The organism is Streptomyces sp. NPDC031340, assembly GCF_055569945.1.
Genome location: NZ_JBVIIE010000008.1, coordinates 132,711 through 143,650 on the forward strand (window position 1 = coordinate 132,711; position 10,940 = coordinate 143,650).

A 10,940-nucleotide genomic window follows, 5' to 3' on the forward strand; every position below is an offset into this window, starting at 1 on the left:
GGCGGCGCGGAGGCGTGCGCGGCGGGCGGCACGGGGGCGTGCGTGCCCGGTGCCGCGGGGGCATGCGTGCCGGACGTCGCGGCTACGGGCGCGCCGGGCGGCACGGGCTGTGCGGGCGTCGGCAGGGGCGTTCCGTGCGTGGAGGTGGCCGCGGGGTGCTGCACCGGCGGAGCGGGCGCCCAGGGGCCGGGTTCGCCGTAGGGCGGGGTGCTGTAGGGGTCGGGGTCGTGCAGGGGTGCGGGGCGCTCGGCCGCCGGGGTGACCGGGTCCGGAGCGGTCGCGGGGGTGACCGGGGCGGGGGCCGTCGCGGGGGTGACCAGGTCGGGCGCCGCCGCCGGTGCCGGCGTGGCCGGGCGCTCCAGCTCGAAGTCACCGTCGGTGCCGAGGCGGTCGGCGGGTACGCCGGTCTCGGCGGGGTCGCTGGGGTCGCCGGGGGCGGCCGACGGGTGTGCCGGCTCGGCGGGTGCCGCCGCGGCCGGCTTGGCCAGCTCGAAGTCGCCGTCGGGGGCGGGCGTCGCGCCCGGGACCGGTGCCGGTGCCGGTGCCGTGCCCTCCGCCCGGTCCGGCGGGTCCGCCGGACCCTGCGGTCGCGGGCGGCCCCACCACTTCGCCTTCGTGGGCTTCCCCTCGTTCATGTTCTCCCCACAGCTGGCCGCGGCACGGCTCGTCACCGCCCGCCACGGTTGTCCGACTCCGCGCCCGGTGACCAGGCCAGGTCATGTCCTGGCCACGGGCATGGCTCACCACGGATTCAACCAGGTTCCCGGGCGGTCGGTCAGCGGTCAGCGGGCGGGGCGCGAAGGGGAGGCTGACGCCGGGGACGTGTCCGGGACGGGTGCGGCGAGCATGGAGCGGGACCTGACCTCGGGTGCGGTGGACCAGGAGGTCAGGGTCAACGGCGGGGCGACGCTGGTGAGCGGACGTATCAACGGCGACATGACGGCCGCTCCGGCCATCACGGGGCCGGTCAGCGGGGGCGTGGCCTGCTGTGTCTCCCCGGAGCCCGCGGGGCTCGGTATGCCCGGCAGCAGCGGCGCGGAGACCTGCGTCGGGGCCGGCGTGGTCTCGCCGAGCGTGCGCTGGCCCTGGGCGAGCACCGGGCCGGTGCCGCGGCGCCGCTGGGTCTCGGGGGCCGCCGGGTTCCCGGTGCCCGGCGCCCGCATCGGCGTGACGTTGCTGCCGGACCCGGTGGCGCCGCGCGCGTCCGCGGTGTCGGCCGGTGAGCCGCCCGTGACGCCGCCCAGCGCGATCGCGGCGAGCGACACCGCCCCGGCGGCGACGAACGCGATCCGCAGGCCGCGCGAGGCCGGCCGCTCCGGCTCGCGGTGGCCGACGTCGTGGATGGGGAAGCCGTGGTCGGCGTCGGGTCCGGCGGTGTGCGCGCGGGCGGGGACGTAGCCGAACTCGAAGCGCTCGCCTCGCCTCAGCCCGAACACTCCGCCGCCGAACCGTCCGGAGGCCGCTGCGGGGAGTCCTCCCCCGCCGAAGGGCGAGCCGCCGTCCGTGTCGTCACCTCCCGCCGGGAGCCCCTGGAGACGGGCCAGGAAGCTCTCGGAGGGGGACGGCGGGGCCGCCTCCGCGAAGACGTTCTTCAACTGCCGCTGGGCGTCGGCCTCCGCCTTGCACCTGGCGCAGGTGGCCAGGTGGGCGAGGACACGCTCGCGCGACTCGTGACCGAGCTCTCCGTCCACCAGGGCGGAGAGTCGGTCTCCCAGATGCTGCTCGGACAGGCGCCTCTCGGCGGGGCTTGATCCACTCACGCGGTCGCGCCCCCTCCCCCCAGTGCGGGGACACGGGCCATGAAGGAGCGGCGCTCGGCCGCCCGGGCCTGCGGGGAGCGGTGGGCGAGGGCCTTGCGCAACTGCGAGCGGCCGCGGTGGATGCGCGAGCGGACCGTGCCGAGCTTGACGCCGAGGGTGGCGGCGATCTCCTCGTACGACAGCCCCTCGATGTCGCACAGCACGACCGCGGCGCGGAACTCGGGCGCGAGCGTGTCGAGGGCCTGCTGGACGTCCGCGTCGAAGTGCGCGTCGTTGAAGACCTGCTGCGGGTTGGGTTCGCGGCTGGGCAGGCGCTCGGCCGCGTCCTCGCCGAGGGCGTCGAAGCGGATGCGCTGCTTGCGGCGGACCATGTCGAGGAACAGGTTGGTGGTGATGCGGTGCAGCCAGCCCTCGAAGGTGCCCGGCGTGTATGTCGACAGGGAGCGGAAGACGCGGACGAAGACCTCCTGGGTGAGGTCCTCGGCGTCGTGCTGGTTGCCCGTGAGGCGGTAGGCCAGCCGGTAGACGCGTCCGCTGTGGGTGCTGACGATCTCCTCCCAGGTGGGCGGAGTCCACGCCTGCCCGTCCGCGTCGGTGGAGAAGGTCGCGGTCCGGTCTTGCTCAGCGGCGTGGCTGTGGTCAGCAGCGGTGTCGTTCACGGATTTCGGCCTGCCCGCCGATCCGAGAAAGCGCCACAGCACTCCTCCCCGATCCACAGGTACGGCCGCACCTCCCCTGTCGGCTCTGGTGGTGTCCAGTGGAGCCCCTACCATAGCCACCTCGCCCGTTAGCTCCGGATAAGCGGTTTTACGAGAATTTGATGTGGGCTGGCACCGCTCGGGCCGCTGCGCCCGCAGTTGCTCCGGTGTCCGTCCCTCGTCGTGATCCAACTGTGTCCCCCCGCTGTCGTCTCCACCCCTCTAAACGCCTGGTCCCATCTGCGGGTTCCCGGCGCCAACGGATACAGTCACGCCCAGGCAACCATGGGACAGGAGAGGGTCATTACCGGCAACCGGCTGACGAGCTGGGCGTTCGCCGACGCCTATGTCGCCGAGGACGAAGCGCTGCGCTGGGCCCGCGACCGGGCCCGCGAGGCGGGGCTGCGCTCGGTGTCGCCCGGCACGGGCGCCGCGCTGCGGTTGCTGGCCGCCTCGGTGGACGCGAAGGCGGTGGCGGAGATCGGCACCGGCACGGGCGTCTCCGGCATCCATCTGCTGCACGGCATGCGCCCCGACGGGGTCCTGACGACCGTGGACCCCGAGCCGGAGCACCAGCAGTTCGCCCGCCAGGCCTTTCGCGCGTCCGGATTCGCCAGCAACCGCGCCCGCTTCATCCCGGGGCGCGCGCTGGACGTACTGCCCCGGCTCGCGGACGCCGGCTACGACCTCGTCTTCTGCGACGGCGACCGGCAGGAGGTCATGGACTACCTCGCTGAATCGTTGCGTCTACTGCGTACGGGGGGCCTGGTGGTCTTCGAGGGCGTCTTCGCCAACGGCCGCACGGTGGACTCGGGGCCGCAGCCCACGGAGGTGCTGCGGCTGCGGGAACTGCTGCGCGGGGTGCGGGAGAGCCCGGAGCTGCTGCCGTCGCTGCTGCCGGTGGGCGACGGGCTGCTGTGCGCGGTCAAGCGCTGAGGACGTGCGCGGCCGCAGCGGTCAAGCGCTGAGGACGTGCGCGGCCGCGCGGGCGAAGGTGACGCGGCCGCGGGGCGGGCGAAGGTGACCCAGGAAGCAGCACCTCCGGAGGCGGCGCCCCGGAAAGCGGCGCCCCCGAATCAGCGCCTCGAAACAGCGGCCCCGGCACCACCTGGGTGCCGGGGCCGCCGAAGGGGTATGGTCGCTTCCGCGTCAGCCGACGACCTTCTTGAGGGCGTCGCCCAGCGCGTCGGCCTCGTCAGGGGTCAGCTCGACGACGAGCCGACCGCCGCCTTCGAGCGGAACGCGCATGACGATGCCCCGCCCCTCCTTGGTCACCTCGAGCGGGCCATCACCCGTTCGCGGCTTCATGGCCGCCATGCTCGTTCCCCTTCCTGAAACCAGCTCATCGTCAAAGCCGACGCCCTGGAGGGCACGCGCGCGGTCCTGGAGGGACACGCAACACCGGCATCGAACACATTGCTTCCCAGCCATTATCCCGCATCTCAGGACCCGATGACCAACATCGGTAGGCATCGCTTGGGCAACGCGCGCGAGCAAAACCACTCAATTCGGCGATGTGGCTGCGATACTTCGCCGCCGCGCGGACATTCGCCGGCCCGGAACGGGGCCGGATTCTTTGACGCAGGTCACACGTGCGCCGCGGTGCGACGGCGGTGATCTCCGTCATGCTGTCCTTCGGACAGGGCGTACCGGCCGGTACGCCGCGACCGCGACATGCGGAGGGGACACACCATGGCCGACACCGTGCTCTACGAGGTGGGCGACGGGCTCGCGACGATCACGCTGAACCGCCCCGAGGCGATGAACGCGCTGAACATCGCGGCCAAGGTCGCCCTGCGGGACGCGGTCCGGGCCGCGGCGGAGGACGACGCCGTACGGGCGGTGCTGCTGACCGCCGCCGGGGACCGGGCGTTCTGCGTGGGGCAGGACCTCAAGGAGCACATCGGGCTGCTGGCGCAGGACCGGGAGACCGGCACCTCGCACACCATGAGCACGGTGCGTGAGCACTACAACCCCATCGTGCGGGCGCTGACGGAGATGCCGAAGCCGGTGGTGGCGGGGGTGAACGGGGTCGCGGCCGGAGCCGGCTTCGGTTTCGCGCTCGCCGCGGACTTCCGGGTGGTGGCGGACACGGCCGCCTTCAACACCTCGTTCGCGGGGGTGGCGCTGACCGCCGACTCCGGCATCTCCTGGACGCTGCCGCGGGTCGTCGGGCCCGCTCGCGCCGCCGACCTGCTGCTGTTCCCGCGCAGCGTCAAGGCGCAGGAGGCGTACGAGCTGGGGATCGCCAACCGTCTGGTGCCGGCCGGCGAGCTGCGCGCGGAGGCCGAGAAGGTGGCGCGGGCGCTGGCCGAGGGACCGACGGTGGCGTACGCGGCGATCAAGGAGGCGGTGGCCTACGGGTTCTCCCACTCGCTCGCGGAGACGCTGGAGAAGGAGGACGAGCTGCAGACCCGCGCGGGGCGGTCGGCGGACCACGTGATCGCGGTGGAGGCGTTCGTCAACAAGGAGAAGCCGAAGTACCTGGGACGCTGAGCGTGTCGCGGGGCTCGTCGCGGGAGGCGTCGCGGGCGACGCAGCCTTCCAGGTGGTCGTCGACCAGGCCGCAGGCCTGCATCAGCGCGTAGGCGGTCGTCGGGCCGACGAAGCGCAGGCCCCGCTTCTTCAGGGCCTTGGACAGGGCCGTCGACTCCGGGGTGACCGCGGGGACGTCGGCGAGCGTCTTCGGCGCCGGCCCGGGGGCCGGGGCGTGGGACCAGATCAGGGCGTCCAGTTCGCCCGGCGCCCACTCGGCGAGCACGCGCGCGTTGGCGCAGGTGGCGTCGATCTTGGCGCGGTTGCGGATGATGCCCGGGTCGGCGAGGAGGCGCTCGCGGTCCTCGTCCGTGAAGGCCGCGACCGCCGTGATCTGGAAGCCGGCGAAGGCGGCGCGGAAGCCGGGGCGGCGGCGCAGGATGGTGATCCAGGACAGGCCGGACTGGAAGGCCTCCAGGCTGAGCCGCTCGAAGAGGGCGTCGTCGCCGTGGACCGGGCGGCCCCACTCCTCGTCGTGGTACGCCACGTAGTCCGGGGCGGACAGGCCCCACGGGCAGCGCGGTACGCCGTCAGGTCCGACGAGCGCGGCCGTGTCGCTCACTGCCCACCCTCCGGCCGGTGCGCGGGCTTGTCGAGGGAGGTGGGGGCGTCGTGGGCGGCATGGGCGGCGGCCCGGGCGCCCGCCAGCGCGGTCTCCAGGTCGGTGATGCGGGCGTCGCGTTCGGCGAGCTCGGCGGCCAGGCGGTTCAGGACGTCGTCGACGTCCGCCATGCGGTAGCCGCGGGCGGCGAGCGGGAAGCGGAGGTCGTCGACGTCGGCACGGCTCAGCGGCCGGTCCGGCGGCAGGGGGTCGTGCAGCCGCTCCGGGGCGGCCTCCGGGAGCGGGCCTTCTCCCCCGCCGCCGCCCACCACGGCCAGTGTCACCGCCGCCACCACGACGGCGAGAGCGACGACCAGGAACAGGAACATAACCATCGCCGGGGTCCCCACGCTCGATGTTCGTACAGCCTCAATGTGTCAGGGTCCGATCGTGCCATGCGACGCTGACAGTTAGGGTCACAGGCGGCCGAACGGCCGGAAGACCCAGGACGCACTAGGAGAGGTCACAGGGGATGCTCAGGCTGGGCAGGCGCACGTTCGAGGCGCACGAGCCGGTGATCATGGCGATCGTGAACCGGACCCCGGACTCCTTCTACGACCAGGGGGCGACCTTCCGGGACGAGCCGGCCCTCGCTCGCGTGGAGCAGGCCGTGGCGGAGGGGGCCGCCATCATCGACATCGGCGGGGTGAAGGCCGGGCCCGGCGAGGAGGTGACCGCCGAGGAGGAGGCGCGGCGGACGGTCGGGTTCGTGGCGGAGGTCAGGCGCCGGTTCCCCGACGTGGTCATCAGCGTCGACACCTGGCGGCACGAGGTCGGCGAGGCCGTGTGCGAGGCGGGCGCGGACCTGCTCAACGACGCGTGGGGCGGGGTCGACCCCCGGCTGGCGGAGGTGGCGGCGCGCCACGGGGCGGGGCTGGTGTGCACGCACGCGGGCGGCGCCCGGCCGCGGACGCGTCCGCACCGGGTGGCGTACGACGACGTCATGGCCGACATCCTGCGGGTGACGCTGGGGCTGGCGGAGCGGGCGGTGGCGCTGGGCGTGCCGCGGGAGTCGGTGCTGATCGACCCCGGGCACGACTTCGGCAAGAACACGCGGCACAGCCTGGAGGCGACGCGGCGGCTGGACGAGATGGTGGCCACCGGGTGGCCGGTGCTGGTGTCGCTGTCCAACAAGGACTTCGTGGGCGAGACGCTGGACCGCCCGGTGAAGGAGCGCCTCCTGGGCACCCTGGCGACCACCGCGGTCTCGGCGTGGCTCGGCGCCCAGGTCTACCGCGTCCACGAGGTGGCGGAGACCCGCCAGGTACTCGACATGGTCACCGCGATCGCCGGCCACCGCCCCCCGACGGTGGCCCGCCGGGGACTGGCGTAACCCCGGGACCGGGCCTGGCGCCGGGGTCAGCAGCCCGGAAACCCGGGGCAGAGGGTCCGAGGGCCGGTGTCGGCTGGGGTCAGCGGCCTGCTTCCTTGGAGACCAGGGCTACCGCTTCGTCCACCTCGTCCGTGACGTGGAACAGCAGGAGGTCGTCCGGGGACACCTTGCCCTGGGCCGCCATCGTGTTGCGCAGCCAGTCCACCAGGCCGCCCCAGTAGTCGGTGCCGAACAGGACGATCGGGAAGCGGGTGACCTTCTGGGTCTGCACCAGGGTCAGCGCCTCGAAGAACTCGTCCAGGGTGCCGAGTCCGCCGGGCAGGACCACGAAGCCCTGCGCGTACTTCACGAACATCATCTTGCGGACGAAGAAGTACCGGAAGTTCAGGCCGATGTCGACGTACGGGTTGAGGCCCTGCTCGAAGGGGAGCTCGATGCCGAGGCCGACCGAGGCGCCGCCGGCCTCGCAGGCGCCCCGGTTCGCGGCCTCCATGGCGCCGGGGCCGCCGCCCGTGATCACCGCCCAGCCCGCCTCCGCGAGACCGCGGCCGAGACGCACGCCCGCCTCGTACTCCGGCGAGTCGACCGGCGTCCGGGCCGAGCCGAACACGCTGATGGCGGGCGGGAGTTCGGCCAGCGTGCCGAAGCCCTCGACGAACTCCGACTGGATGCGCAGCACCCGCCAGGGGTCGGTGTGGACCCAGTCCGCGGGGGCGCGCTCGTCCAGCAGCCGCTGGTCCGTGGTGCTCGCCGTCACCTGTCCGCGCCTGCGCAGGACCGGTCCCAGGCGCTGTTCCTGCGGTGGTGGCGTCTTCCCCCTCGGGTTGCCTGTTGCCATGTGCGCTCCCTCCGCGGTCGATGCCTCCCCGTCCCGAGCGAAGTCGAGAGGTGGGGAAAGGTGTTTCCGCCTCAGCGTAGATCCACACCCGTTACGGCCGGGGGACTTGGACGTGTCCGCCGCGCGGCACCACCCCGCACGGGGTCCTACGCCGGTGCCGTCAGCCAGGCCCGCAGGCGTTCCTCACCCGCCAGGATCTTCGCCGTTTCGACCCGTTCATCCCGCTTGTGCGCCAAGTGCGGATTGCCGGGGCCGTAGTTGACGGCCGGGATGCCGAGGGAGGAGAAGCGCGAGACGTCCGTCCAGCCGTACTTGGGCCGCGGGACGCCGCCCACCGCCTCGATGAAGGCCGCGGCGGCGGGGTGGGACAGGCCGGGCAGCGCGCCGCCGCTGTGATCGTCGATCACGAACTCCTCCACCCCGCAGTCCGCGAACACCTCGCGGACGTGCGCGACGGCCTCCTCCTCGGTGCGGTCGGGCGCGTAGCGGAAGTTGACGGTGACGACGCACTCGTCGGGGATGACGTTGCCCGCGACCCCACCCGAGATGCCGACCGCGTTCAGGCCCTCGCGGTACTCCAGGCCGTCGATCACCGGGTGGCGCGGCGTGTAGGAGGCGAGGCGGGCCAGGATCGGCGCCGCCGCGTGGATGGCGTTGGAGCCCATCCAGCCGCGCGCCGAGTGGGCCCGCTCGCCCTTCGTCTTCAGCAGCACCCGGAGCGTGCCCTGGCAGCCGCCCTCGACCTCGCCGTCCGACGGTTCGAGAAGCACCGCGAAGTCGCCCTCCAGCCACTCCGGGTGGGCCTCCGCCACGTGCTTGAGGCCGTTCAGCTCGGCGGCGACCTCCTCGTTGTCGTAGAAGACGAAGGTCAGGTCGCGGTTCGGGGCCGGGACGGTGGCCGCGATGCGGAGCTGGACCGCGACGCCCGCCTTCATGTCGCAGGTGCCGCAGCCCCACAGGACGCCGTCCTCGTCCAGCCGGGAGGGGACGTTGTCCGCGATCGGGACGGTGTCGATGTGCCCGGCCAGGATCACCCGCTGCGAGCGGCCCAGGTTCGTGCGGGCCACGACGTTGTTGCCGTACCGGTCGACCGTCAGGTGCGGCAGGGCGCGCAGGGCGTTCTCGATCGCGTCGGCGAGGGGCTGCTCGGTGCCGCTCTCCGAGGGGAAGTCGACCAGCCGCGCGGTCAGCTCGGCGGCGTCCAGCGTGAGGTCAAGCGGGGTGTCGGCCATGCCGTCGACCCTAACGCGTCCGCCTCGTCACACTGGTCCGCACCCGCCTCGCCGCCCTCGCGTGCCTCCGCTACCTTTTACGGCGTGTCAGAGCCGTCCCCCCACCCCGTCAAACGCCGGGGCCGCGTCCTCCGTTTCGGTGCGGCCCTCGTGACCCTGCTCGCCGTCGCCGGCTACCTGGTGGTGCAGTACGTCACCGGGGGCAGGAGCGGCCCGGGCTGCACGGTGGTGTCGGGCGAGGTGGACGGCGCGCGCTACGAGTTCACGCCGGAGCAGGCGGTGAACGCGGCCACGATCGCCGCCGTCGGCACCGGACGCGGGATGCCCGAACGAGCCGTGACGATCGCGCTCGCGACCGCGCTTCAGGAATCCGGGCTGCGCAACATAGAGCACGGCGACCGGGATTCGCTGGGCCTGTTCCAGCAGCGGCCCTCGCAGGGCTGGGGCACGCCGCGGCAGATCATGGATCCGGCGTACGCGGCGGGCGTCTTCTACGAGCACCTCGGCAAGGTGCCCGGTTACACCCGGCTGCCGCTCACGGTCGCCGCGCAGCGCGTGCAGCGCAGCGGCTATCCGGAGGCGTACGCCAAGCACGAGCCGGACGCGCGACTGCTCGCCGCCGCCCTCACCGGGCACGCGGCGGCCACGCTCACCTGCCGGGGCAACCCGGACGCGGCCGCCGTCCAGGCGGGTCCGGACGCGGTTCGCTCCGCGCTGGTGCGGGACTTCGGGCGCGACGTCCTCCAGGACGCGGGCGCGGAGGTGAGCGGCGGGCCCACGCCGACGCCCTCGTCCTCGCCCACCCTTTCCCCCTCCTCCTCGTCCCCGGCGGGCGCGCAGGACGGCACGCGGACGGTCACGCTGCCCGTGGCGGCCGGCGCGAGCCCCGCGAAGGGCGGCACCGCGCGGCAGCGCGGCTGGCAGCTGGCGCACTGGGCGGTGGCCAACGCCTCCGCGCTGCACATCGAACGCGTCTCGTTCGCCGGGCGGGAGTGGACCGCCGGGACCAGCGACCCCCGGTGGCGCGCGACGGGCGCGCAGAGCACCGGCGGGACTGGGCGGACGGCGGACGCGGTCCGGATCGTCACCGTGCAGTAGTACGACTCATCACCCGAACGGGTCACCCGGGCCGGGTTTCCGGCCCGGTGCGCGGCTGTTTCCGCCCGGCCCCCGGCGGATTCGCGAAAAGCCTTGGGAACACGGGGCCGTAAGGATTCGGCAGCCGTGCGCGCCGCGCCCTTTTCGCCCAGGTTCGTCCACAGCCGATAATGCGACGCATTGCCAACTCTTTACGGTTTCGCTCCGCAACCTCGGAGGGGCCTCGAGCGGTAGTCACGGCGTCCGAGCAACACCCTCTCCCGTCGAAGGAGCATCATGTCCCTCCCCCTGACCCGTCGGATCGCCCGTGCCGCGCTGCTCGTCGCAGCGGGAGCGGCAGCCGGGGTCGGTGCGGCCGGCTCCGCGAGCGCGGCCCCCGAACTGCCCGCCACGCCGAACGTCGGCGGCCTGACCGCCCTGGACGGGGCGAACGTCGGCCACACCGTCGACGGCGCGGCGGGGAACGTCACCCGGGTCGCGGGTGACACCGGCGGCAAGGCGGTCAAGAAGGCGGTGCCGACCGCGACCAGGACCGGCGGCAAGGTGGCGAAGCAGGCGGCGCCGGTGGCGCGGAAGGCCGCGGGGGACGCGACGGGCTCCGCCGAGGGCGTCCTGCGCGACGCCACGAAGACGGCGACCAAGGGCGGCCTGCCGACGGACGCGCTGACCAAGGGCGGCATCCCGTCCGCGAAGACCCTCCCGGCGAAGAGCCTCCCGCTGGGCGGCTGAACCACCCGCACGGCTGCGGGGGCGGGGAACACCGCCCCGGGCCCCCACCCCGCCCCCCCCCCCCCCCCCGTTTTTCCCTCCTCCGGCGCAACCCCGGCCCCACGGGGTGGTCGCGT

General features: G+C 73.7%; 12 protein-coding genes and 1 pseudogene. 5 read left to right on the top strand and 8 right to left on the bottom strand.

Annotation, left to right across the window (positions count from 1 at the left end; genetic code table 11):
- From ACZ5GT_RS08165 to sigE, 3 genes and pseudogenes are all read right to left on the bottom strand, one after another.
- Positions 1 to 635: pseudogene (locus tag ACZ5GT_RS08165) on the bottom strand (protease); the annotation flags it as partial.
- A gap of 147 nt (positions 636 to 782) precedes the next feature.
- Positions 783 to 1,760: a zf-HC2 domain-containing protein gene (locus ACZ5GT_RS08170; protein WP_469016735.1), complete on the bottom strand. Its 978-nt coding sequence runs from the start codon at positions 1,758 to 1,760 to the stop codon at positions 783 to 785.
- Positions 1,757 to 2,461, bottom strand: coding sequence for an RNA polymerase sigma factor SigE (sigE, locus tag ACZ5GT_RS08175; protein WP_398268374.1), 705 nt, complete (start codon positions 2,459 to 2,461; stop codon positions 1,757 to 1,759). The genes ACZ5GT_RS08170 and sigE overlap by 4 nt, the downstream gene beginning before the upstream one ends.
- Before the next feature lie 282 nt (positions 2,462 to 2,743).
- On the opposite strand from sigE, the gene ACZ5GT_RS08180 reads away from it, so the two are divergent.
- On the top strand, positions 2,744 to 3,394 hold the full coding sequence (locus ACZ5GT_RS08180) for an O-methyltransferase (RefSeq protein WP_360741702.1): 651 nt from the start codon (positions 2,744 to 2,746) through the stop codon (positions 3,392 to 3,394).
- 213 nt (positions 3,395 to 3,607) lie between these two features.
- Here the strand turns inward: ACZ5GT_RS08180 and ACZ5GT_RS08185 are convergent, their stop codons facing one another.
- Positions 3,608 to 3,775, bottom strand: a complete 168-nt coding sequence (locus tag ACZ5GT_RS08185) for a DUF3117 domain-containing protein (protein WP_003966491.1) — start codon at positions 3,773 to 3,775, stop codon at positions 3,608 to 3,610.
- Between the two features lie 375 nt (positions 3,776 to 4,150).
- Here ACZ5GT_RS08185 and chcB point away from each other — a divergent pair, with 375 nt between their 5' ends.
- Positions 4,151 to 4,954 (top strand): 2-cyclohexenylcarbonyl CoA isomerase, encoded by an 804-nt coding sequence (chcB, locus tag ACZ5GT_RS08190; protein ID WP_469016744.1) that lies wholly within the window; start codon positions 4,151 to 4,153, stop codon positions 4,952 to 4,954.
- On the opposite strand, the gene ACZ5GT_RS08195 is transcribed toward chcB, so the two are convergent.
- Both ACZ5GT_RS08195 and ACZ5GT_RS08200 read right to left on the bottom strand, forming a co-directional pair.
- Positions 4,920 to 5,555 (bottom strand): DNA-3-methyladenine glycosylase I, encoded by a 636-nt coding sequence (locus ACZ5GT_RS08195; RefSeq protein WP_469016749.1) that lies wholly within the window; start codon positions 5,553 to 5,555, stop codon positions 4,920 to 4,922. The genes chcB and ACZ5GT_RS08195 overlap by 35 nt on opposite strands.
- Entirely contained in the window at positions 5,552 to 5,923 is a 372-nt protein-coding gene (locus ACZ5GT_RS08200; RefSeq protein WP_469017012.1) for a DivIVA domain-containing protein, read from the bottom strand. Before ACZ5GT_RS08200 ends, ACZ5GT_RS08195 begins: the two co-directional genes overlap by 4 nt.
- A 143-nt stretch (positions 5,924 to 6,066) precedes the next feature.
- Between ACZ5GT_RS08200 and folP the strand changes: the two genes are divergently transcribed.
- Positions 6,067 to 6,927, top strand: a complete 861-nt coding sequence (folP, locus tag ACZ5GT_RS08205) for a dihydropteroate synthase (RefSeq protein ID WP_469016752.1) — start codon at positions 6,067 to 6,069, stop codon at positions 6,925 to 6,927.
- A 79-nt stretch (positions 6,928 to 7,006) separates the two neighbouring features.
- Here the strand turns inward: folP and ACZ5GT_RS08210 are convergent, their stop codons facing one another.
- Both ACZ5GT_RS08210 and dapE read right to left on the bottom strand, forming a co-directional pair.
- Positions 7,007 to 7,765 (bottom strand): LOG family protein, encoded by a 759-nt coding sequence (locus ACZ5GT_RS08210; RefSeq protein WP_398267756.1) that lies wholly within the window; start codon positions 7,763 to 7,765, stop codon positions 7,007 to 7,009.
- 146 nt (positions 7,766 to 7,911) lie between these two features.
- Positions 7,912 to 8,997, bottom strand: coding sequence for a succinyl-diaminopimelate desuccinylase (gene dapE / locus ACZ5GT_RS08215; RefSeq protein WP_469016756.1), 1,086 nt, complete (start codon positions 8,995 to 8,997; stop codon positions 7,912 to 7,914).
- A gap of 84 nt (positions 8,998 to 9,081) precedes the next feature.
- Between dapE and ACZ5GT_RS08220 the strand changes: the two genes are divergently transcribed.
- Positions 9,082 to 10,095, top strand: coding sequence for a heavy metal transporter (locus ACZ5GT_RS08220; protein WP_469016759.1), 1,014 nt, complete (start codon positions 9,082 to 9,084; stop codon positions 10,093 to 10,095).
- 276 nt (positions 10,096 to 10,371) lie between these two features.
- Positions 10,372 to 10,824, top strand: coding sequence for an ATP-binding protein (locus ACZ5GT_RS08225; RefSeq protein WP_469016762.1), 453 nt, complete (start codon positions 10,372 to 10,374; stop codon positions 10,822 to 10,824).
- The last annotated feature ends 116 nt before the right edge of the window (positions 10,825 to 10,940 follow it).

What these genes read in the sequence shown, in the direction of transcription:
- ACZ5GT_RS08180 (WP_360741702.1), top strand. Translation starts at nt 2,744, where the DNA reads ATGGGACAGGAGAGGGTCATTACCGGCAACCGGCTGACGAGCTGGGCG.
- ACZ5GT_RS08185 (WP_003966491.1), bottom strand. Translation starts at nt 3,775, where the DNA reads ATGGCGGCCATGAAGCCGCGAACGGGTGATGGCCCGCTCGAGGTGACC.
- chcB (WP_469016744.1), top strand. Translation starts at nt 4,151, where the DNA reads ATGGCCGACACCGTGCTCTACGAGGTGGGCGACGGGCTCGCGACGATC.
- ACZ5GT_RS08200 (WP_469017012.1), bottom strand. Translation starts at nt 5,923, where the DNA reads ATGTTCCTGTTCCTGGTCGTCGCTCTCGCCGTCGTGGTGGCGGCGGTG.
- folP (WP_469016752.1), top strand. Translation starts at nt 6,067, where the DNA reads ATGCTCAGGCTGGGCAGGCGCACGTTCGAGGCGCACGAGCCGGTGATC.
- ACZ5GT_RS08210 (WP_398267756.1), bottom strand. Translation starts at nt 7,765, where the DNA reads ATGGCAACAGGCAACCCGAGGGGGAAGACGCCACCACCGCAGGAACAG.
- dapE (WP_469016756.1), bottom strand. Translation starts at nt 8,997, where the DNA reads ATGGCCGACACCCCGCTTGACCTCACGCTGGACGCCGCCGAGCTGACC.
- ACZ5GT_RS08225 (WP_469016762.1), top strand. Translation starts at nt 10,372, where the DNA reads ATGTCCCTCCCCCTGACCCGTCGGATCGCCCGTGCCGCGCTGCTCGTC.